The following is a 21,675-nucleotide window of genomic DNA, read 5'->3' as shown; positions in this document are numbered from 1 at the left end:
ATGAAATACTCCTTTCCTGTAAGAGTTACGCTGATACGAAAGCCGTTATTTAAATGTCAGGTCAACCTTTTGCTATAGTTCCCTTATATAGGTTAGAAAATATCTTTCTCTAACAGCTGTCAGATCTATGAAAAATAAAGACATCCCCAGCCAGCACAACCGTCGGAAATTTTTAAGAGGTTTCTCTCTTGCACTTGGTACCACCGCCTTCGGTCTGCCATTGCTATCGCTGAATTCCTGCCAATCGGGCAACTCCGGCGGCCAGGATCAGCCAGAGCAGGCAAACCAGAACGCTACTCAGAACAGGAAAATGGGCATTGCTTTGGTAGGGCTTGGTAACTACAGCAGCAACCAGTTGGCACCAGCCCTTCAGGAAACAGAAAATTGTTACCTCGCCGGTATTGTAACTGGCACCCCTTCGAAGGCGGAAGAGTGGAAGTCGAAATACAACATTCCAGAAAAAAACATTTACAACTACGAAAATTTCGACCAGATAAAAGATAACCAGGACATTGATATTGTCTATGTGGTTTTACCGAATGGCATGCACGCTGAATATACTATCCGGGCAGCCCAGGCCGGCAAACATGTGATTTGTGAAAAGCCAATGGCCACTTCTGTAGAAGATTGCCAGCGCATGATTGACGCCTGCAACCAGAACAACGTAACCCTTTCCATCGGTTACCGCCTGCATTATGAACCACATAACCTCCGGGTAATGGAACTGGGGCAACAGCAGGTGTTCGGCCCAGTGAAAAAAATTGAAACTGCCAACAGCTTTGTGATAAACGACCCTGATGTCTGGCGATTGGACAAAGAGTTATCTGGCGGTGGTCCCTTGATGGATATGGGCATCTATTGTGTACAGGGAGGAGTTTACACCATGGGGGAACCACCTGTGGCTATTACGGCACAATTTGGAAAAGTTACAAAGCCTGAGTTTTTTGATGAAGTAGAAGAAACCATTGACTGGCAGATGCATTTTAGAAATGGAGCCGTAGCACACTGCCGCAGCAGCTATAACGAGCAGGCCGGCAAGCTAAGAGGCGAAGCGGAAAACGGCTGGTGGGAATTGGAACCCTCCTACAGCTACTCCGGCATTGATGGCGAAACTAGTGAGGGTGACATGGATTACCCGCAGGTAAACCAGCAGGCCCGCCAGATGGACGGCCAGGCGCAGAGTGCGAGGGAAAACAGAAAATCAAAAACTCCCGGCGAGATGGGGCTACGGGATGTTAAGATTCTGATGGCGATATACCAAGCTGCCCGGACAGGAAACAAGGAGCAGGTAAATATCTAAAAGGTAAAAGAAAATTTAAGCTGCTAATACAGCATCTTTAGAAGGATAGAAAAGAGGACCGGAATTTACGTTTCGGTCCTCTTTCCTATTGTACTTTCTTTTATAAGCAATCACGCTTTTCCTGCCACTAACCTACTGCGTCGGATACCAGTTTTTCAGCCTTACATCTATTTCCTTATTCTGCTTGCTTACCTGGTTCCTAAATGTCTGCACATCACTCAGGCCGTCCTGTCCCCGGTAGTGATAGGGGTATATCACTTTGGGCTTGAAATCGAGCACAGCACTGGCCGCCTGGAACACATCCATGGTGTAGGGCCATAGACACAAAGGCCACGTCAATATCCTTCAGCGCACGCATTTCGGGTGTACCTTCCGTATCGCCGGAAATGTATACATTTTTGCCCCCCAACCTGAGCACATACCCATTGCCCCTGCCTTTGGTGTGCCTGGCATCCTCGCTTTCCGGCAGATTATACATGGGCACGGCCTTGATAAGAATACCTGCCAGTGTCGTGCTGTCTCCGTTACTGATTACCTTTAGCTGGCTTTTATACTTTCCTGGCAGCTGATCTGCCACCGCCTGCGGCACAACCATCACAGCGCCTTCCGTTTCAATGGCATCCAGTGTTTCTTTATGCAGGTGGTCGCCATGTATGTCCGTAATCAGTATCACATCAGGTTTAGCTATCCCGGAAAAAGCTTCTGCTCCACCTGTAGGGTCCACATATATGGTTTTGTTATTCCAGATCAACACCAGGGTGCCGTGCTGGATTGGCTGAATGGTGAGGGTACCTTTGTCTGTTTTTATCTGGTCTGGTGAATCACGCTGCTGTGCATTGGCCTGCGTTAAAACAAGGACAAAAATCGCTGCTAAGGTGTAAAGTAATTTCATAGTTCCGGGTTTTTATGTAGAACATACGTGAACATCAGAAGTTTAGGCGTCTACTACCCTATACGTTCACTTCTCAACCTATAATAAGCATTATATTCCCTGACCAGCTGTGTAACGGCCGGTTCTACACCGCCACCGGCGCTTTAATGGCTGGATGGGGGTTGTAATTTACCAGCTCAAAATCCTCATAGGTAAAGTCGAAAATGTCTTTCACCTCCGGGTTGAGCTTCATGGTGGGCAGGTCGCGTGGCTCACGGGTTAGCTGTAGCTGGGCCTGCTCCAGGTGGTTGAGGTAAAGGTGGGTGTCCCCACCTGTCCAGATGAACTCGCCCGGCTGCAGGCCTGTTACCTGCGCCATCATCAGCACCAGCAGCGCATAAGAGGCAATGTTGAAAGGCACACCCAGGAAAACGTCTGCAGAACGCTGGTAGAGCTGGCACGACAGCCTGCCTTCGGCAACATAAAACTGGTAGAAGGCGTGGCAAGGGGGCAGTTTCATGTTTTCAATTTCTGCCACATTCCAGGCGCTCACAATGATACGCCGGGAGTCCGGGTTGTGCTTCAACTGGTTTACCACCTGGCTTATCTGGTCGATGTGCCGGCCATCCGGTGTAGGCCAGCTGCGCCACTGAGAGCCGTAGACTGGTCCGAGGTCTCCATTCTCATCTGCCCATTCGTCCCAAATGCTCACTCCGTTCTCCCTGAGGTACTGGATGTTTGTATCTCCTTTCAGAAACCACAGCAGTTCATGCAGGATGGACTTCAGGTGCACCTTCTTTGTAGTGACCATCGGGAAACCATCTGCCAGGTTAAAGCGCATCTGGTAGCCGAACACGCTCAGTGTACCCGTTCCGGTTCTGTCTTCTTTCTTCACCCCATTATCCAGGATGTGTTGCATCAAGTCTAAATATTGTTTCATGGGCTTTTAATGTCAGCTTTCAATTTATTGTCCAGAGTTAAAGATAGAATGAATTGCTGAATTGCGTAACACAAAGTGACAGAAGTTCGCTTTCCGCTCTGAAGCTGAAACAAAAAGTACAACTTGCAGTTGTATCTTTGCAAACATAAATCCTTTTGGTATAGTACCTTTAGTATCTTGAACTACAAAAGATTAAGCTTTCTTGTCCTGCTGCTGATAGCCACCCTGACAGCATGCAGCATTTATTTCGCCAGCCGCCTGCGCTTCGATTATAATTTCGACAATTTCTTCCCGAAAGGAGATCCGGACCTGGCCTATTACTTTAGCTTCCGCGACAAGTTCGGCAACGACAACGATTACCTCCTCATAGGCCTGGATAATGGGAACAGCATTTTCGAACAGGATTTCCTGACACGGGTTGACAGCCTGACAGCCTATATGCAGCGGCAGCCGAATGTAGAGGCTGTGCTCTCTCCCACTACGGTGAGCAGCCCTGTGATTGAGCAGTTCGGCTTTTTCGAGATTCCGTACCTGCACATAGACGAACCGGAGCGTTACTATCAGGATTCCATCAACATTTACAATTCCCGTGAATTGGTTGGCACGCTGTTTTCAGAAGATGCCACTGCTGTCTCGCTGTTTATGCAGACAAAAGACGACCTGGGAAAAGAAGCCAGCGATATCTTAATGGCAGCCCTATATACTAAACTGGAACAACTCGGGCTGACGGAACACCACATTGCAGGGAAGGCATTGGCACAGTCTGTATTTGTGGAGAAGATGAAAATGGAACTGGCAGTGTTTATGTCTGCCTCCATTCTACTGGTTATCGTGTTCCTCTGGATTACTTTCCGGACGGCCTGGGGTGTTATTGTGCCGCTGGTAGTGGTGCTGCTGTCGGTACTGTGGGCCATGGGGGTTATGGGGCTTTTCAACAAACCCCTTGATGTGATGACGATGCTGTTGCCTACCATTCTTTTTGTGGTGGGTATGTCTGATGTCATTCACATTCTGTCGCGCTATTTGACGGAGATTGGACAGGGCAAGGAAAAGGTGCCGGCACTGAAAATTACCATCAAAGAAGTAGGCCTGGCCACTTTCCTCACCTCCCTTACCACAGCCATCGGCTTCCTTACGCTGCTCACCACCGCCATTGTGCCCATCCGGGACTTTGGCCTGTATACTGCGGTAGCTATTTTCCTGGCATTTGTGCTTGCCTTCACGCTGCTCCCGGCTATGCTGCTTTTGCTAAAGAAGCCAAAACCTGTACAAAATAAACGGATAGGGTTCTCCTGGCCATTGCTGCTGCGGAGCATGTTTCGTTACGTGCTCGTACATCCTAAAGCCATTCTTTCTGCCAGTGCGGTAGTTGTTGTGATAAGCCTGGCAGGTATCAGCCAGGTGAAAGTGGATACTACCTTTCTGGAGGATTTAGGTGATGATGATCCTATTCTGCAGGATTTCCAGTATTTTGAAGAGAAGTTCTCAGGGGTTCGCCCCTTTGAGATGCACCTGATAGCAGCAGAAGGCCGTAGCATGTACGACCTGGAAGTGCTGCAGGAAATTGAAGAACTAGAGCAGTATCTCTATAACACCTATGGCCTGAACTTCATCTCTTCGCCCGCTACAGTCGTTAAAACCATTAACAGGGCGCAAAACGGGGGGAGCAGCAATCACTACACTCTGCCTGAAAGCAAACGAGAGATGCAGGCCATCAAACGGCGGTTGCAGGCCTTTCAGGGGCGCAGCGAATTAAGGGGAGTCGTGACAGCCGATGCCAAAGAAGGGCGCCTTTCCGGCAAGATGACAGACATTGGTAGTGCAGGTGCAACCGTGCTGAACGACTCTCTGCGCAGCTTCATGGAAAGGAACACAGATACAGCCTATTTACGCACCCGACTTACCGGCAGTTCCATCCTGCTGGACAAGAACAACGAATACGTGACGGCCAACATGATGCAGGGGCTTCTGATTGCTTTTGGCGTGATAGCCGTCATTGTTGGGCTTATATTCCGTTCCCTACGGATGGTGCTCATCTCGCTGGTGCCAAACATCATCCCTTTGCTCATGATTGGCGGACTCATCGGTTATTTCGGTATTAACCTGAATGTGTCCATCTCTATTATTTTTACCATTGCCTTTGGTATTGCGGTAGATGACACCATTCACTTCCTGAGTAAACTGAAGCTAGAGCTAATGGCAGGTAAGTCGCTCCCCTACGCCATAAAGCGGACCTTCATCTCTGCAGGCAAAGCCATCATCATCACATCCTGTATTCTTGCAGCTGGTTTCCTGACCCTGGTGCTCTCTACCTTTGATGCGACGTTTTACGTGGGGCTCTTCGTGAGCCTGACGCTGGTGTTTGCCGTGATAGCCGACCTTTTCCTTTTGCCGGTTCTTATACTGCTTTTTTACAAGGTTCCACAAAAATAAATTGGCGCTTGTAGCAGAAGGTGGCCATATTTGCGGGTAAATTGTGTGTAAAGTTTAGGAGCGATGATGAAAAGATTAATGGCAATGGCCGTACTCTGCCTCTGGTTTGCAGGTGCACAGGCCCAGAATCAGGATAAGCTGACGGAGCTGATGAGTGAACGGGAACAGCTGGTGCTGGAATACCATTTCTATAATCAGCAAAACAGTAACTTCTGGGGGAAGAAGTCGAAGAATGATCTGCTCAGTATTATTGAGACTCTGAAAAAAATCATCAACAAAGATTCCGAGCTGATTGCCGCCATCAAAGAGGCGAGTATCCGGAAAGTGGCGGAAAGCACCGTAGAGATAAAGCGCGAAGGCAAGATAACGCAACAGGACCAGCGCATAGTCAGTGCGCAGATAGCTGAACTGCAAAGCCAGATCAGAACCCTTGAAACAAACATCAAAAAGCGGGAGCGCACCATAAAAGACCTGGAAGCACAGGTGGCTGAATCTTCAAACCTGCGCTACGGTAAAGACAAAGTAATATCCGTGCTGGCAGTAGCTTCTTTTATTTTGCTGCTGTACGCCCTGTTCCTGCAGGTGCGGCTGAACCGTACGCCTGCAAAACCACGTAAAAAGAAAGCAGCAAAATAAATTTGGGTATCAGTAACTTTAAATTTCTGTCTTTTAACGCATTTGCCCTTTATTCAGGAATTTTTAGAAGTGTTAGTATTGTTATATTCCTGCTGCAGGTAAAGTTGGTACAGCCCGGGCTTGATAGTTCAAATATACAAAGCCTGGTAAAATAAATTTAAAAATACAAAAGGCTGGAGCATAAACACCAGCCTTTTTTTGATATACATGAGCGAAATATTATATGAACTGAAGCAGGTACAGGAACTGCTGAAGATAGAACAGGAAGAGGATCGCCAGCAATACAAAATCAAGAGTATGAAAAGCACCATTGCAGAACGCAAGGAAATGGGCTTTTGCTGGTATCCGGTTACGATAACAAAAGAAGAAATAGGCTTTGGCAATAAGGTCGTGCTGGAACTGGAGCGAACAAAGGATCGCGACCAGTTGCACCTGTTTCAGACAGGTAAGTCTGCGGCTTTGTTCACTAACCAGGGAGAGCGCCAGAGCCTGAATGGGGTGATAGTTGGCCTGAAGCGCAACAAAGTACTTTTGGCCACCAACAAAGAAGATTTACCGGACTGGATAGATGATGGCCGCCTCGGGATAGACCTCACCTTTGATGAGATGAGCTACCGCGAGATGGAAATCGCAATGAAAAAGACAATAGAAGCTTACAAGACCCGTCTGGCTGAGCTGCGTGATATTCTTCTGGGTGAGGCCGCCCCCCGGTTTACCGAAGAGCAGATGCAGGATATTCCTTCTCTGAACCCATCACAGAACGACGCGGTGCGCAAAATTGTGCAGGCAAAGGACGTGGCCATTATACACGGTCCTCCGGGAACGGGTAAAACCACCACCCTGGTGCAGGCTATCCTGAAGACGCTGGAAACACAAAAGCGATTGCTGGTTACTGCTCCCTCTAACACTGCTGTAGACTTGCTGACAGAGAAGCTGGCACTGGAGGGTGTGAATGTTATACGCATTGGTAACCCCTCGCGTGTGTCAGACGTGCTGCTGGAGCATACGCTGGATGCCCAGATTATGGAGCATCGCTCCTATAAGAGCCTGAAAGATTACCGCAAGACCGCTGAAGAATACAAGCGCATGGCTGGCCAGTATAAGCGCAAGTTCGGCTATGAGGAGCGGGCACAACGCCAGTTTTTCAAGTCTGAGAGCAAGCGTCTGCTGGACGAGGCAGATCGCGTGGAAGAGTACATCACAGAAGACCTGCTGAACAGCGTGCAGGTGATAACGTGTACGCTGGTGGGTGCTGCAAACAAGGCCATTCGCCATCTCGAGTACGAAACGGTGTTCATCGATGAGGCCGCACAGGCCCTGGAGCCGGCCTGTTGGATTCCTATTAGCCGGGCAAAGCGGGTAGTATTGGCTGGCGATCACTGCCAGTTACCGCCTACCGTAAAATCGTTTGAAGCAGAAAAAGGAGGCTTGGGTAAATCGCTGTTCGAGAAATGTGTGGAGCGCCAGCCAGAGGTATCGGTCATGCTGAAAACACAGTATCGCATGCACCACAACATCATGGAGTTCTCGAACCAGCAGTTTTACAAGGGAGAACTGGAGGCGCATGAGAGTGTCAGCCACAGCGACCTGCACCAGTTTGACCCGCAATTTCCGGAAGGCATGGCGGTAGAGTTTATAGATACAGCGGGTTGTGGCTACAATGAGGTGGAAACGCCGGAGAGCGCCAGTTCTGCTAACCCCGATGAGGCCAACCTGATGCTTAACCACCTGTCGCTGCTGCTAAAGGATTATGCACCTGCTGAAGATGAAAGCGAGCCTTTGCGCATTGGCGTGATAGCGCCTTACCGTGCCCAGATCAACTACCTGCAGGACCGTGTGGAGCATATGCCGGATTTGCATGAACTGAAGCAGAAGCGGCTATTGTCTGTAGGTACGGTAGATAGTTTCCAGGGGCAGGAACGGGACATCATTTACATCAGCATGACCCGCAGCAACGAAACAGGTGAGATCGGCTTTCTGGCGGATATCCGGCGCATGAACGTAGCGATGACGCGGGCAAAGAAAAAGCTGGTTATTGTAGGCGACAGTGCCACGCTAAGCCAGCACCCGTACTATGCCGCGTTTCTTACGTACGTAGAAAGTATTAACTCCTACCGCAGCGCCTGGGAGCTGACCGAGTGTATGCCTTAGGGCAGAGAAAACAACAAAATTGTTAACAGAAAGGTAAAAGAAGATAGGTATTTTACGGGTTAGGTATTTTATACCTGTTTTTATGGCATTCTAACCCATAAATCTTAACTTTAAGATATTCACTTCGATAACCTTCAAACGATACAGCATGAAGATTGAACAAAACAAAGTGGTCACGCTCACCTACGAGCTCCGGATACTGGACGAGAACGGGGAGCAAAGCCTTATAGAAACAGCCACCGAAGAACAGCCTATGGTGTTTATCTACGGCATGAGTGGTTTACCTGATCAGTTTGAAGATAGCCTGCAAGGACTTAGCAAGGGCGACAGCTTTGACTTTAAACTGGAAACAGAGGACGGTTATGGCGAATACAACCAGGAAGCCGTGGTAGAACTACCTAAAAATGTTTTTGAAGTGGATGGCTCTGTTCCTAACGACATGCTGGAAGAAGGCAATTATATCCCGATGGCAGACAGTGAAGGCAACCAGCTGCAGGGTCGTGTGCAGGAAGTTAAAGAAGATACCGTTACAATGGATTTTAACCATCCTTTGGCTGGCAAAGATTTGTTTTTCAAAGGCAAAGTACAGGATGTACGGGATGCCACACCAGAGGAACTGGACCACGGGCATGTACATGGGCCGGGCGGACACCACCATTAGGAAAAGATAGATCAAGTAGAAAAGGAGCAGCAGAAAGGTTGCTCCTTTTTTTGTTTATGTTTAAATAACAACATGCTGAAGCCAATAATGGAAGTTTGCAGCTCCGCTCCTCCTGGTTTCCAGCTCCTGAGGATATACCCTTTATCGCTCTCCCCGATTTCCCTCCCTTTTACCAACTTCCGGAAAGGCGTATATTAAGCACCATACGGTAGCCTCTGAATAGTTAGTCTGTCTGCAAAAAGCTGTTCCTGCACTACTCTCACAAATTTCCCTTCACCTCCTCCACAAACTGCACCAGCTCCGGGAAAAAAGCATCAAATTCAGCCGCGTAGAAAGTATAATTTTCCTGCAGCTCCTCCCCTGCAGTCTCCATACCCGATTCAAATTTTGCCCGGCGGCTCATACCCGTGAGGGCCTGCGTTATACCTTCCAGCTGCGCATAAGACAAAAGCCAATTTTGCTGCTGCATGTATTTAAAAAGGTGCTGCACGCGGGCAGGCAGCATGCTGTAGTGCTGTTGTATAAGCGTATAAACCTCCTGCGCATAAACCGACAGCGGTTGTTGTGCATACTGCTCGAACTGAGCAGCAAGAAAATGGTCGTAGTATATATCGGCAACAACCGGGGCAAACTTGCGGTACTTTGGCCGTAAACGGGCTTTACTTTCCGCTACGATGGGATGCGTATCTGTATAAGCATCGATCAGCCGGTGCAGCCGGATGCCTTTGGCTATGCCGGGGCTATATAATTCCACCTGCTTTCCCTTTACAGAATCAGCTATAAAGTTGCCTATCAGCAGGGCCTCATCCTCTCCGGATAAATAGATATGTGCTAAAAAATTCAATAGAGAAACTTAGGGCAAATAGAAACAACAAACAGCTGCTCTTAATGTTTTAGCGCCTGACTTGGGCTTCTTCCGGCAGTCTGCATGAATAAACCCTAGGCGCTGCTACCCGTAATCTAAGACTAAACCGAACATGTAAAACTATGAATAACGACTTAAATACAAAGCAAAACCTGGAGAAACTGGTAGATTTAATTAAAGATATCAAAGTAGCCATGATGACGACAATGGACGATGACGGTTGCCTGCGCAGCCGCCCCATGCGCGCCATGGAAACGAAAGCAGACGGTGAAATTTGGTTTTTTACCGGCTATGAGTCAGGTAAGTCCCATGAAATTGCACACGACTCGCATGTGAACTTAAGCTATGCCAAACCGAGTGACGAACTGTATGTATCTGTTTCCGGCACAGCAAGAGTACTGCGTGACAAACAGAAAATTGAGGAACTGTGGAATCCGTTTATGACCACCTGGTTTCCTGAGGGAAAAGACGACCCAAACATCGGCTTGATTAAAGTTACAATAGATAAAGCGGAGTATTGGGATGCTCCTAACAGCGCGGTGGTACACCTTTATGGTGCAGTAAAAGCCGCTATCACAGGAGAAAGACCTGACGCCGGCGAAAACAAAAAGATAAACATGTAAATACAGAAACGCCTCTTTGTTAGAGGCGCTGCAATAAGGTATAAAAAGCACCTGCTGAACATTCTTGTCTGGCAGGTGTTTTTCTTTACATAGCATCCTTCATAATTTTATACTCCGCTACAGCTGAACATCGCGCATAAAAATTTATCTTTAACCCTGTACATCAGATACACCAGGAGCTTTGACCCAAATATCTCATACACCTTCTGCCAGGTTAACCACCCTCACCCTCTTCGGCATCCGGAGTGGACACGGACGCTGGGGCTTAGCGCAAATGGGCACTTCCGGTGCTAAACTGGACAAAGTACCGGGTCTGCGGTTCTACAAACTATTAGGCAGTGGGCAAGGCAAAGGCTTTAGCTTGAAGCCAGATTTCAGGCGCTATGGACTCATGTGTACCTGGGAAAATGAAGTCGCTGCAGACGCCTTTTTACAACACTCAGACCTAATGCAGGAGTACCGGCCACACATAAATGAAAGCTGGACTATCAAACTGCTGCCCTACCAGTCGCACGGCCTGTGGGATGGAAAGGAACCTTTTGCTCCTGCTTTATCAGAAAAATATACAGATGGCCCTGTTGCCGTTCTAACCCGGGCGAGTATCAACCTGCGGCGGCTACCAAACTTTGTTAAATTTGGGTTGCGTACCAGTGCTGCACTGGATCAGGCAGAAGGCCTGCTCTGCTCTATTGGCCTGGGAGAACTGCCCTTTATTCGCCAGGCTACATTTAGTGTCTGGGAGTCGGTGGATGCAATGAGGCAGTATGCTTACAAAGACCCGCAGCACCAGGAGGTTATGCGGCGCACGAGGGCTGAGAAGTGGTATAGCGAAGAACTTTTTGCCCGCTTCAAACCTGTCGGCTCCCTGGGCACCTGGAATGGCACAGATCCGGTGAAAGGAGTTTTACAAGCAGAAAGCCCTTCTTCCTAAGCCAGGTTCTGCCAGCAAACAAGAAAAAGGCATCTCCTGTTATTGCTGGTTTATTTTCTCCAGGGCCTTATTTAAATGGGCAGCCATGCCTTCATAGGTACGGTAGCCACGGCTAAGTAAATGAATGTTAGTGCCGTTAAGCAGGTACAGACTCGGGAATGCGTTTGCCTGTAAATGCCGGGCTATGACGAAATCCTGTTGTGTCTTTTCCTTCATCTCCTCCGAGTTGAATCTTTCAAGAAAATCATCTGCTTCTATATTAAATTTTCCTGCAATAGCAGCCAGCACCTCAGCCTTCGTAATATCCTGGTTCAGGGCATAAAATGCTTTTTGCACTTCTTCCGCCATTTCAAACTCTATTTCCGGCTTTATGTAACGGGCTGTGACTACAGCGCGGCAGCCAGGTTCTGTGTCATACACAAATCCTTCCCGATCAAAAAAGCCATAGTCAATAGGCTGGCCAGATACCTTCTCTACATCCTGCCAATGGTGTTTAATAGATTCCTTCATCTGCTCATCCAGTGGCTGTTCAGTGCCTGGCCTTAAGCCACCCATTACCAGTTTAAACTGCATGTTGTCTTCCTGCTCCTTCACAAGGAGCTTTATAACGGGTGCAAAGCCATAGCACCACGAGCACATCGGGTCCATGACATAAATCAGGTGCAGAATGTCGAGCAGGTCGTGTTTCTTCTCCATCGTCTTCTAAATTTTTACAAAGGTATGCTAATTTGTGAAACGGGTAAACTGCTCTGCAGGTAGTGCAGCATCCAGGTATGACAAGTTAAACAGATACCAATTATGCATTTGGCATAAGATTCCGGACTTACTGCGCAATTAGCAATGCAGCCATTCAACAATTAAGAGATTAAACAATTATCTTAGCAGTTTAATAGAGATCCAACGAACACAGAAATAAACAATGTCAGAGTATAATTTCAATCAAATTGAGAAAAAGTGGCAGCGTTACTGGGAAGAGAACCACACCTTCAAAGCCACTGCCAACAGCAACAAACCAAAGTACTACGCCATGGATATGTTCCCCTATCCGTCTGGTGCCGGTCTGCACGTGGGACACCCACTCGGTTATATTGCCTCTGATATTGTGAGCCGTTACAAGCGCCTGACGGGCCACAATGTGCTGCACCCGATGGGCTTTGACTCCTTTGGCCTTCCGGCGGAGCAATATGCCATCCAAACAGGTCAGCATCCTGCCATCACCACAGAACAGAATATTCAACGGTATGTGGAGCAACTCAAGAACCTGGGCTTTTCTTACGATTGGGATCTGGAGATACGCACCTCTGACCCCAGCTATTATAAATGGACGCAGTGGATATTTATGCAGCTGTTTAACAGCTATTATAACCACAACACCGACAAAGCTGAGCCGATTGAAGAACTAGTTAAAGCGTTTGAGCAGCACGGAAATAAACACGTCAATGCTGCCTGCGATGAAGAAACACCTGCTTTTTCAGCTGAAGAGTGGAAGCAGATGAGCGAGCAGGAACAGTCGGAGATGCTGTTAAGGTACCGGCTGACTTTTGTGGCGGAAGCTGTTGTAAACTGGTGCCCTGCCCTGGGGACAGTACTGGCTAACGATGAGGTAGTGGGTGGTGTATCAGAACGAGGGGGGTACCCGGTTGAGCGCAAGCTTATGCGGCAGTGGATGATGCGTATTACAGCCTATGCTGAGCGGTTGCTGCAGGGCCTGCAAGATATAGACTGGCCGGAGCCTGTGAAAGAAATGCAGCGCAACTGGATAGGTAAGTCTGTTGGAGCCATCATGTCTTTCCCGCTGGAAAACAGCGATAAGAAAATAAAAGTGTTTACCACCCGCCTTGACACTGTTTACGGTGTCACATTTCTGGTGCTGGCTCCTGAGCACGAACTGGTAGATCAGATTACAACGGAAGAGCAGCGCAAAACGGTAGAAGATTATGTGAATGTAGCCAAGAACCGTTCGGAGCGGGAGCGTATGACGGACGTAAAGACTATTTCCGGTGCCTTCACGGGAGCATATGCTGTTAACCCCTACAACAACGAAAAGATACCTGTTTACATTGCTGATTATGTTCTGGCCGGTTATGGCACCGGAGCTGTGATGGCTGTACCGTCCGGTGACCAGCGCGACTGGAACTTCGCCAGGCATTTCGACCTGCCTATTGTGCAGGTTTCAGATGCTCAGAAAGAGCTGGAAACACAGGCTGATGCGACCAAGGAAGGGCGGTATGTTAACTCTGGAATGATTAACGGCATGACGTACCAGGAAGCGCTGCCTGTGCTGGTAAAGTACCTGGAAGACAACGGCATTGGCAAAAGCAAGGTCAACTACAGGATGCGTGATGCTGTGTTCAGCCGCCAGCGTTACTGGGGGGAGCCTGTACCTGTTTATTTCAAAGACGGGGTGCCGCAACTGCTGAAAGAAAGCGATCTGCCGCTAGAGCTGCCAAAGATTGATGCTTACCTTCCAACTGAAACCGGGGAGCCCCCACTAGGTCGTGCCGTAGACTGGAAGTATGAGAACCAGTACCCATACGAACTGAGCACCATGCCGGGCTGGGCTGGTTCCAGCTGGTACTGGTACCGCTACATGGACCCTAAAAACGAGGAGGCGTTTGCCGACAAAGATATCATCAGGTACTGGCGTGATGTAGACCTGTACATAGGTGGATCAGAGCATGCCACCGGCCACCTCCTCTACTCCCGCTTCTGGAATAAGTTCCTGTTCGACATGGGCTTTGTTGTGGAGGAGGAGCCGTTTAAGAAACTGATCAACCAGGGAATGATCCAGGGCCGGTCAAACTTTGTGTACCGTGTTAAAGACAGCAACACCTTTGTGTCGCATGGCTTGAAAGATCAGTATGACACTACTGCCCTGCATGTGGACGTGAATATTGTAGACAACGATGTGCTGGATCTGGATGCATTTAAGAAGTGGCGCTCTGAATACGAAACAGCAGAATTTATACTGGAAGATGGCAAATATGTTTGCGGTGTAGAGATAGAGAAAATGTCGAAGTCGAAGTACAACGTGGTAAACCCGGACGACATTGTAGAGCGCCAGGGTGCAGATACACTGCGGATGTATGAGATGTTTCTGGGGCCGCTGGAGCAGTTTAAGCCCTGGAACACCAATGGCATGGATGGAGTAAATAAGTTCCTGAAGCGTTTCTGGAAGCTCTTCCACGACAACGCCGGCAATTTTGCAGTATCAGATGACGCACCAACTGCTGAGGAGCTGAAGTCGCTACACAAAACCATCCGCAAGGTAGAGGAAGATATTGAGCGCTTCTCTTTTAACACTTCTGTTTCCACCTTCATGATTTGCGTAAATGAACTGACGCAGCTGAAGACGAACAAGCGTGCTATCTTGGAGCCTCTCACCATTACTCTGTCTCCTTATGCACCCCACATCACAGAAGAACTCTGGGAAAAACTGGGACATAGCGAGAGCATCACTTATGAATCGTTCCCACAGTGGAAAGAAGATTACCTGGTGGAAAGCACTTTTGAATACCCGGTATCCATCAATGGTAAAATGCGTGCAAAAATGACTTTTGCGCTGGACACGCCACGGGAAGAAATGGAAAAAGAGGTTGTGAAAGATGAACAGGTACTGAAGTTTATGGAAGGTAAATCTCCAAAGAAAATCATCATTGTGCCAAACAAAATTATCAACGTGGTGGTATAAACATCACCGTTTTACCAACTGATTTTCGAAGCCGTTAAGCTCCCCAGCTTAGCGGCTTTACTTTTTAGATAAGGGTGGTTGCAATGCCTGACTCAAAAACAGCAGAAACAAAAAGGTGTTGTTAGAAGACAACACTTCTAACAACACCTTTGTAGTATGCGTTATTTAAGCTTCTGCGTTAACTTGTTCTGTTGCAGCAGCAATCCTTTCATCCGCTGTTTTCAATGATTCTCTTACTTTGTAAAGCAGTTCTACCAAAGTCTTTGCTTCATCCTCCGTAATCCCTTTCATTAAGTTGTCTAACTGGTGTAAATCTTTATCCATATCTCCTATCACCTTTTGTCCTTCTTCCGAGATTACAATATTAACCAAACGCTTATCTGCAGCGTTTTGCGTTACTTCCACTAAACCCTTCGCGCCAAGCCGGCTCACAAGACGTGAGGCATCTGACATTTTATCCAGCATTTTTTCGCGAAGAAAAGAGGTGGAAACAGGTTTAGGATACTGGTCCCTTAAAATACGAAGCGCATTGTACTGCTGCGTGGTAAGGCCATGACTTTTATGAAAGGTTTCATAGCAATTTGATAGGAAACCATAGGTGTACAGTATGCTGATGCTAGCTTTCTGCCATTCATTCCGAAAGGAGGCGATGCCAATTTCGTTCTCTAAAATCATACGTGTTATCAGGTGAGTTTATCAAGTATAATTAAAAAGTTTGAAAAATCATCCTTTTTTGGGTTCTTCTTTCATAAAAAAATGAAGAATAAGTAGATTATCGCTTCTCCCTTCCCATAAACGCCCGTTTTAGAGATGTACCTACATAAAAAAATATAACACTCTTTTGCTCATCCATTACCGGAACGCAGTAAAAAAAGGAAGGCTGCTTTACAGCGGCCTTCCTCCATATATCTATTGTTAAACCCATCTCTTTCTTTGCCTAACCAGTTAGATTTGCCTAACAAGCTGGCAAGAATCAACTATCCAGCTACGAAGCAACTGGCTCAGGCAGCCCTGCTTCTGGCAATACAGTTTTCCAGTGCAGCTTGATCATGTGATAAACTGGTAATTGGTTCTGAAATCCTCTATATGCACTGTTACCAGTGCGTAATGATGAAGTATATAATACACGCCAGGAACATCAGCATGGAAATCTTGTTGATAGTGTGCATGGCGCGCAGGTTAAAGTTAGACTTGCGGTTCGGATTTTTTTTGCGGAAGAAGTAGGTTGCTACCTCAGAGAAATCAAATAATCCCTTCATGTTTTTATCTCTATAATTGTTAAAAACCAGTAACGCAACTGCTGGTTTATAGTCCCTGCGCTACTATAAAATAAACATAAACCGATGCAAAAAGATTGCTTTGAAACACGAATGAAGCAAACTAATTACACCTGTTTTACTCCTGCTGGTCAGGGGGTTTATTCCTCTAACCGCACAGGTTCTATCCACTTATCATCCTCCCGTATCAGTTCAATAAGTTCATCAACGGCACGATCGGCGGGCACTGCTTTTTTTATCACATTCTGCCCGCGGTAAAGGGCAATTTTATCTTTTCCAACGCCCACATAGCCATAATCTGCATCAGCCATTTCGCCCGGGCCGTTTACAATACAGCCCATAATTCCGATCTTCACACCTTTCAAGTGGTCGGTACGTTTGCGAATCATGGCAGTTGTTTCCTGTAGGTCAAACAAAGTGCGGCCACAGCTTGGGCAGCTGATGTACTCCGTTTTGCTCATGCGGGTACGGGCTGCCTGTAAAATGCCAAAGCTCAGGCTATTGAACTGCCCAATTGTTCTCAGCCACTCCTCTTTTTCCTGCTCAGGGAGTAGTTCAGTGCCGAGCATGATACCATCGCCTAATCCATCTATCAGCAAGCCTCCCACATCTGTAGCAGCATATAACTGGACTTCATCAGCTGTCAGCTGGCCATAGGACCGCTTGATGATGCAGGGGTTTTTGATATCATTGTTCATGAGGCGGAAGAAGCATTTGCGCAGTTCCGGCATGGCATGCTCATTGTCTGTCTGTAGCATCAGCACCGCCGTGGTATCCTCCTTCAATCTATCCAGGACCTCTTTTGTGAGGTCACTGATAGAAAGTAAAACGAAATTTAGTTTAGCATGGCGTTCTGTATTGCTTCTGTATTGTGCTGCCTGCAGCAAGGGATGTCGGTCTTCTCTTTCTTCCGCCGTCAGCCAGGCATCATAATTCACGATTTCCTTCAGGCCATTCGGCAGCATAAAGCTGATGGGACTGTCTCCGGTATAAATAAAGTCTGCCCCAAGGTCATTCATATTAAACTTGTCGAGCAGCATGGAGTACAAATGCCCCACACACTTCAGGTCAGCATACTGTACCGCTGTCAGGCGGCTCAGGTCAGCCACCACGCGGGGCACATTCGTCCCACCCAGGTTCTCGACCTCCGTTGTTTCGCGGCGTTGGTACTGGAAGGGGTTGAAAGGAACATGGCATATCGGTTTCAGCGGTGAAGCTTTCTCCGCACGATGAGTATAGCGGTCAATCAGAGCTTTTGCCACCGGAGCTTCTGCCTCGGGTGCCTCCGTCAACGAAACACGGACAGTGTCACCCAAGCCATCTTCCAGTAAGGTACCTATTCCAACAGCAGATTTGATTCGGCCATCTTCCGCCTCTCCTGCCTCCGTTACGCCCAGGTGAAGCGGGTAAGGCTGCATGTTCTCCTCCTCCAGCTTCTGCACAAGCAAGCGATAAGCCTGCACCATCACCTGTGTGTTGGAAGCTTTCATGGAAATGACAATGTTATAATAGCCCTCGTCTTCGCAGATACGAAGGAACTCCAGTGCACTTTCTACCATGCCCAGCGGGGTATCGCCGTAGCGGCTCAGGATACGGTCAGACAAAGAGCCATGGTTTGTACCGATGCGCATGGCAGTTCCGTGCTCCTTGCAGATACGAACAAGCGGCAAAAAGCGCTCTCTGATTCGGTCCAGTTCTGCCTGGTAGGAAGCATCGTCATATTCAATTACCTGGAACTTCTTTTTATCGGCATAGTTTCCCGGGTTCACACGCACCTTTTCCACGATGCGAGCTGCTACCTCCGCAGCATTAGGTGTAAAGTGTATGTCAGCAATGAGGGGTACATTATAACCCCGCCTGCTCAGCTCCTCTTTGATGTTCTTCAGGTTCTCAGCCTCTTTTATACTTGGCGCTGTAATCCGGATATATTCACAGCCCGCCTCAATCATGCGGATACATTGCTCCACAGAACCCATAGTGTCCATGGTGTCAACGGTTGTCATCGACTGCACCCGGATAGGGTAATCACCACCCATCGGCAGACCGCCAATGTGCACCACGCGGGTTTTTCTGCGTTTATATGTTGTGAGGCTAGGGCAATAAGATTTGTTCATAAAGGAAATGCGTCAGCTTGTCTCTTTAACTAAAGTTATACTTGCTTTGTTCAAAGGCAAATTACGTAAAATTATAAGCATTATCTTTATATCGCACCCGTAACGTCACTAGCTTCAGGAAAAGAGAAGGGCGCGCTCATAATTATGGACAGTGCGCGCTCAAAAGGCGATGCAAAAAAATGTGTGGAGGTTCTGTTTTCCGCTAACTCCGTAATGGTAGAAATCTATATGATTACAGGTAATTACAGGGTTTGCTCTGAGCAGGCACCCAAAAGCGTGCGGCTTTTATAAGAAATAAAATGAAAACACCATTATGCCTAATCAGATGAATATACAGAACATGATACATATGCGTAATTTCCTGCCAAAAGACGCGCCGCAGAAAATGAACGCCCTGCTGGCCTGGAGCAGACTTCGGCAGGAACAGCTAACAGAAGCTGTTTCAGTGACAAAAGACACGGTGTCGGAGTTCCTGAAGCGGCAGATTGAGCGCGGGAACTGGAAAGAGGTACAGGAAGTGCTCCGGGGAAAGCCAATGACAACAGCCGGCAAATTCCTGCTGGAAGAGCTGCGGGATAGTGTTGTTTCCAAACTGATTATACGGCTAGGCCTGCGGAAGGTAATAGCCGCCGGGCTGGTGGTCGTGTTGCTGCCGCTTATTCTTGCCAAAGTAGCAGGGCAACTGGTGCATAAGGTAAAGCAGTAGTTTTAAATCACTAAAGAAGTCAGTGTTACCTTATGCTTACCTACATAGGTACGTGAAGTATGGCTGTTCTTTCATACCGTTAAAACAGCAAAGGCACCCATTAAAGGTGCCTTTGCTGTTTATGAAACAAGAAAATATTATCTGTTGAACATCAGTTCACGGTATTTCACCAGTGGCCAATCCTCATCATCCACCATCAATTCAAGCTTATCAACGCTGTAACGGATTGTGTCAAAATACGGGAATATTGTCTCCTGATAGTAAATAGCACGCTCACGAGCCTCTTCAATCTTGTTGGCTATTTTACGATGTTCAATCATTTCATCCACATTCTTTTGGATAGTGGTGATGTGACGGGACATCTTCTTGATAGCGTCAATCGTAGTGGCGGTATACTCATCTTCCAGGCCAAGTTCTTTCAGACCACGCACGTTGTTGATCAACTTGTTCTGATAAGCAATGGCCGTAGGAATAACGTGGTTAACAGCCAGGTCGCCCAATACGCGAGCTTCAATCTGAATCTTTTTGATGTACTCTTCCAGAAGAATCTCATGACGGGCATTCAGTTCTATCTCTGTTAAGATACCGTTTCTGCTAAATAACTCTTGTACTTCTTTGTTATGGTACACGTCCAGGGCGCGCGGCGTAGTTTTTACGTTTGACAAACCACGGCGCTCAGCCTCTTCTTCCCACTCCTGAGAATATCCGTTACCCTCGAAGCGAACGGCTTTAGAGTCTACCACATACTCACGCAGTACCTGAATAATGGCAATCTCCTTCTTCATGCCCTGACCATCTATCAGTTCATCAACAGACTTTCTGAATTCCAGTAGCTGATCAGCTACAATGGTGTTCAGAACAGTCATTGGATTTGACACGTTGGCAGAAGAACCAACTGCACGGAACTCGAACTTATTACCCGTGAAGGCAAATGGAGAAGTACGGTTACGGTCTGTATTGTCCAGTAGAACCTCAGGGATACGGTCGATACCCAGCTTCAGGTACATATTGTCGCCTTTCTCCATTGGTATTTTGGCAGTACGCTCCAGTTCATCCAGAACTGCCGTCAACTGCTGGCCCACAAAAACAGACATGATAGCCGGAGGAGCCTCATTTGCTCCAAGACGGTGGTCGTTGTTTGCAGAAGCAATGCTGGCACGAAGCAAATCTGCATGCTTATGTACTGCTTTGATAGTGTTGATGAAGAAGGTCAGGAACTGCAGGTTTTCTTTTGGCTTTTTACCTGGGGCAAGAAGGTTCACGCCTGTGTTCGTGCTCATTGCCCAGTTGTTGTGCTTGCCGCTACCATTTACACCTTTAAAAGGCTTCTCGTGCAGTAGCACTTTGAACCCATGACGGTCAGCCACGCGATCCATTATATCCATTAGCAACTGGTTGTGGTCAGCAGCAAGGCTGGCATCCTCAAAAGTTGGAGCACACTCAAACTGTCCTGGAGCTACCTCATTATGGCGCGTACGAAGTGGAATACCCAGTCTGTGTGCTGCTTTCTCGAAATCTACCATGTAGGCATGCACACGGCTCGGGATAGAGCCAAAATAATGATCTTCCAGCTGCTGGCCTTTAGCAGGAGCATGTCCGAACAAAGTCCGGCCCGTCATTACCAGGTCAGGGCGGGCAGCATACAGCGCCTTGTCTACAAGGAAGTACTCCTGCTCAATTCCAAGGGTAGTAATAACTTTATAAACGTCCTTGTCAAAGTACTGGCAAACCGGTACAGCCGCATCATTCAGAAACTTCAGAGACTTCAGCAATGGCGTTTTGTAGTCCAGTGCTTCGCCGGTATAAGAAACGAAGATTGTCGGGATGCACAGTGTTTTAGAGTTTGTACCCTCGATAACGAATGCTGGAGAAGAAGGATCCCAGGCCGTGTAGCCACGGGCCTCAAAAGTGTTTCGGATACCGCCGCTTGGGAAAGAAGAAGCATCCGGCTCCTGCTGTACCAGCGCGCTTCCTTTAAAAGCTTCAATAGCGTCACCATCAGAAGTAAGGTCAAAGAAAGAGTCGTGCTTCTCAGCAGTTGTACCAGTTAGTGGCTGGAACCAGTGTGTATAATGAGTGGCCCCCTTGTTCATGGCCCAGGACTTCATGGCAGCCGCAACAGCGTCTGCCAGGTTGCGGTCCACTTTTTCGCCAGCTTCTATAATGCGGCGCAGGCGTTTGAAATTATCCGACGACATGGTGGCTCGCATAGCATCAAAGCCGAACACATTCTCGCCATAATAAGTGGAAATGTCTTTTGAAGGTAAGGTTACATCACCTGTTTTGCGCTGGTTTACCAGATCCAACGCTTTAAATCGTAGTGTTGCCATGGGTTATGAGAGTAATTTGTTTTTAGGTGCAGCAAATATAGGCAGAAAAAACATTTTCCAAACTTATCTATAAAAAATAAAGGGGGTTTGATGAATTTTGGCCCACAAATCTTCATACCTGCCTTAAATTCGACAGTGATCAGAAA

17 protein-coding genes are annotated in these 21,675 nt (G+C 47.6%); 9 read left to right on the top strand and 8 right to left on the bottom strand.

The window, feature by feature from the left end; translation table 11 throughout:
• Positions 1–127: 127 nt before the first annotated feature.
• Positions 128–1,300, top strand: coding sequence for a Gfo/Idh/MocA family protein (locus ACYVB1_RS07375; protein ID WP_460922241.1), 1,173 nt, complete (start codon positions 128–130; stop codon positions 1,298–1,300).
• A gap of 214 nt (positions 1,301–1,514) precedes the next feature.
• Here ACYVB1_RS07375 and ACYVB1_RS07370 read toward each other — a convergent pair whose 3' ends face one another.
• Both ACYVB1_RS07370 and ACYVB1_RS07365 read right to left on the bottom strand, forming a co-directional pair.
• The gene (locus tag ACYVB1_RS07370) at positions 1,515–2,192 is read right to left on the bottom strand and encodes an MBL fold metallo-hydrolase (RefSeq protein ID WP_460922239.1); all 678 of its coding nucleotides are present in this window, start codon (positions 2,190–2,192) and stop codon (positions 1,515–1,517) included.
• A gap of 124 nt (positions 2,193–2,316) precedes the next feature.
• Positions 2,317–3,111: a thymidylate synthase gene (locus tag ACYVB1_RS07365; protein ID WP_460922237.1), complete on the bottom strand. Its 795-nt coding sequence runs from the start codon at positions 3,109–3,111 to the stop codon at positions 2,317–2,319.
• A 177-nt stretch (positions 3,112–3,288) separates the two neighbouring features.
• Between ACYVB1_RS07365 and ACYVB1_RS07360 the strand changes: the two genes are divergently transcribed.
• The 4 genes from ACYVB1_RS07360 (at position 3,289) to ACYVB1_RS07345 (ending at position 8,992) form a co-directional block, all read left to right on the top strand.
• A complete protein-coding gene (locus tag ACYVB1_RS07360) occupies positions 3,289–5,544 on the top strand; it encodes an efflux RND transporter permease subunit (protein WP_460922235.1) in 2,256 nt (751 codons plus the stop codon).
• Between the two features lie 63 nt (positions 5,545–5,607).
• Positions 5,608–6,180 (top strand): hypothetical protein, encoded by a 573-nt coding sequence (locus ACYVB1_RS07355; protein WP_460922233.1) that lies wholly within the window; start codon positions 5,608–5,610, stop codon positions 6,178–6,180.
• A 207-nt stretch (positions 6,181–6,387) separates the two neighbouring features.
• The gene (locus ACYVB1_RS07350; protein WP_460922231.1) at positions 6,388–8,331 is read left to right on the top strand and encodes an AAA domain-containing protein; all 1,944 of its coding nucleotides are present in this window, start codon (positions 6,388–6,390) and stop codon (positions 8,329–8,331) included.
• 148 nt (positions 8,332–8,479) lie between these two features.
• Positions 8,480–8,992 (top strand): FKBP-type peptidyl-prolyl cis-trans isomerase, encoded by a 513-nt coding sequence (locus ACYVB1_RS07345; RefSeq protein ID WP_460922229.1) that lies wholly within the window; start codon positions 8,480–8,482, stop codon positions 8,990–8,992.
• 259 nt (positions 8,993–9,251) lie between these two features.
• On the opposite strand, the gene ACYVB1_RS07340 is transcribed toward ACYVB1_RS07345, so the two are convergent.
• Positions 9,252–9,836: an acyl carrier protein phosphodiesterase gene (locus tag ACYVB1_RS07340; RefSeq protein ID WP_460922227.1), complete on the bottom strand. Its 585-nt coding sequence runs from the start codon at positions 9,834–9,836 to the stop codon at positions 9,252–9,254.
• A 143-nt stretch (positions 9,837–9,979) separates the two neighbouring features.
• On the opposite strand from ACYVB1_RS07340, the gene ACYVB1_RS07335 reads away from it, so the two are divergent.
• Both ACYVB1_RS07335 and ACYVB1_RS07330 read left to right on the top strand, forming a co-directional pair.
• The gene (locus ACYVB1_RS07335) at positions 9,980–10,480 is read left to right on the top strand and encodes a pyridoxamine 5'-phosphate oxidase family protein (RefSeq protein WP_460922225.1); all 501 of its coding nucleotides are present in this window, start codon (positions 9,980–9,982) and stop codon (positions 10,478–10,480) included.
• Positions 10,481–10,661: 181 nt separating this feature from the next.
• The gene (locus ACYVB1_RS07330; RefSeq protein ID WP_460922223.1) at positions 10,662–11,411 is read left to right on the top strand and encodes a DUF3291 domain-containing protein; all 750 of its coding nucleotides are present in this window, start codon (positions 10,662–10,664) and stop codon (positions 11,409–11,411) included.
• Positions 11,412–11,450: 39 nt separating this feature from the next.
• Here ACYVB1_RS07330 and ACYVB1_RS07325 read toward each other — a convergent pair whose 3' ends face one another.
• The gene (locus ACYVB1_RS07325) at positions 11,451–12,107 is read right to left on the bottom strand and encodes a DsbA family protein (RefSeq protein WP_460922221.1); all 657 of its coding nucleotides are present in this window, start codon (positions 12,105–12,107) and stop codon (positions 11,451–11,453) included.
• Positions 12,108–12,330: 223 nt separating this feature from the next.
• On the opposite strand from ACYVB1_RS07325, the gene leuS reads away from it, so the two are divergent.
• Complete coding sequence (gene leuS, locus ACYVB1_RS07320) at positions 12,331–15,102, top strand: leucine--tRNA ligase (RefSeq protein ID WP_460922219.1); 2,772 nt, start codon at positions 12,331–12,333, stop codon at positions 15,100–15,102.
• 165 nt (positions 15,103–15,267) lie between these two features.
• Here the strand turns inward: leuS and ACYVB1_RS07315 are convergent, their stop codons facing one another.
• The 3 genes from ACYVB1_RS07315 to ispG all read right to left on the bottom strand — a co-directional run bounded on the left by ACYVB1_RS07315 (position 15,268) and on the right by ispG (position 18,493).
• A complete protein-coding gene (locus ACYVB1_RS07315) occupies positions 15,268–15,777 on the bottom strand; it encodes a MarR family winged helix-turn-helix transcriptional regulator (protein ID WP_460922217.1) in 510 nt (169 codons plus the stop codon).
• A gap of 419 nt (positions 15,778–16,196) precedes the next feature.
• On the bottom strand, positions 16,197–16,361 hold the full coding sequence (locus tag ACYVB1_RS07310) for a DUF6728 family protein (protein WP_460922215.1): 165 nt from the start codon (positions 16,359–16,361) through the stop codon (positions 16,197–16,199).
• A gap of 158 nt (positions 16,362–16,519) precedes the next feature.
• Positions 16,520–18,493: a (E)-4-hydroxy-3-methylbut-2-enyl-diphosphate synthase gene (gene ispG, locus ACYVB1_RS07305; protein WP_460922213.1), complete on the bottom strand. Its 1,974-nt coding sequence runs from the start codon at positions 18,491–18,493 to the stop codon at positions 16,520–16,522.
• Positions 18,494–18,818: 325 nt separating this feature from the next.
• On the opposite strand from ispG, the gene ACYVB1_RS07300 reads away from it, so the two are divergent.
• Positions 18,819–19,199, top strand: coding sequence for a hypothetical protein (locus ACYVB1_RS07300; protein WP_460922211.1), 381 nt, complete (start codon positions 18,819–18,821; stop codon positions 19,197–19,199).
• A 137-nt stretch (positions 19,200–19,336) separates the two neighbouring features.
• Here ACYVB1_RS07300 and ACYVB1_RS07295 read toward each other — a convergent pair whose 3' ends face one another.
• Positions 19,337–21,529: a glutamine synthetase III family protein gene (locus ACYVB1_RS07295; protein WP_460922209.1), complete on the bottom strand. Its 2,193-nt coding sequence runs from the start codon at positions 21,527–21,529 to the stop codon at positions 19,337–19,339.
• Between the last annotated feature and the right edge of the window lie 146 nt (positions 21,530–21,675).

This window comes from Pontibacter brevis (genome assembly GCF_054779655.1).
Note: the sequence above shows the minus strand (reverse complement) of the source record. Positions and strands in the feature narration are given on the sequence as shown.

Coding starts and splice junctions, on each gene's coding strand:
- ACYVB1_RS07375 (WP_460922241.1), top strand. CDS start 128: ATGAAAAATAAAGACATCCCCAGCCAGCACAACCGTCGGAAATTTTTA.
- ACYVB1_RS07370 (WP_460922239.1), bottom strand. CDS start 2,192: ATGAAATTACTTTACACCTTAGCAGCGATTTTTGTCCTTGTTTTAACG.
- ACYVB1_RS07365 (WP_460922237.1), bottom strand. CDS start 3,111: ATGAAACAATATTTAGACTTGATGCAACACATCCTGGATAATGGGGTG.
- ACYVB1_RS07355 (WP_460922233.1), top strand. CDS start 5,608: ATGATGAAAAGATTAATGGCAATGGCCGTACTCTGCCTCTGGTTTGCA.
- ACYVB1_RS07350 (WP_460922231.1), top strand. CDS start 6,388: ATGAGCGAAATATTATATGAACTGAAGCAGGTACAGGAACTGCTGAAG.
- ACYVB1_RS07345 (WP_460922229.1), top strand. CDS start 8,480: ATGAAGATTGAACAAAACAAAGTGGTCACGCTCACCTACGAGCTCCGG.
- ACYVB1_RS07335 (WP_460922225.1), top strand. CDS start 9,980: ATGAATAACGACTTAAATACAAAGCAAAACCTGGAGAAACTGGTAGAT.
- ACYVB1_RS07325 (WP_460922221.1), bottom strand. CDS start 12,107: ATGGAGAAGAAACACGACCTGCTCGACATTCTGCACCTGATTTATGTC.
- leuS (WP_460922219.1), top strand. CDS start 12,331: ATGTCAGAGTATAATTTCAATCAAATTGAGAAAAAGTGGCAGCGTTAC.
- ACYVB1_RS07315 (WP_460922217.1), bottom strand. CDS start 15,777: ATGATTTTAGAGAACGAAATTGGCATCGCCTCCTTTCGGAATGAATGG.
- ACYVB1_RS07310 (WP_460922215.1), bottom strand. CDS start 16,361: ATGAAGGGATTATTTGATTTCTCTGAGGTAGCAACCTACTTCTTCCGC.
- ispG (WP_460922213.1), bottom strand. CDS start 18,493: ATGAACAAATCTTATTGCCCTAGCCTCACAACATATAAACGCAGAAAA.
- ACYVB1_RS07300 (WP_460922211.1), top strand. CDS start 18,819: ATGAATATACAGAACATGATACATATGCGTAATTTCCTGCCAAAAGAC.
- ACYVB1_RS07295 (WP_460922209.1), bottom strand. CDS start 21,529: ATGGCAACACTACGATTTAAAGCGTTGGATCTGGTAAACCAGCGCAAA.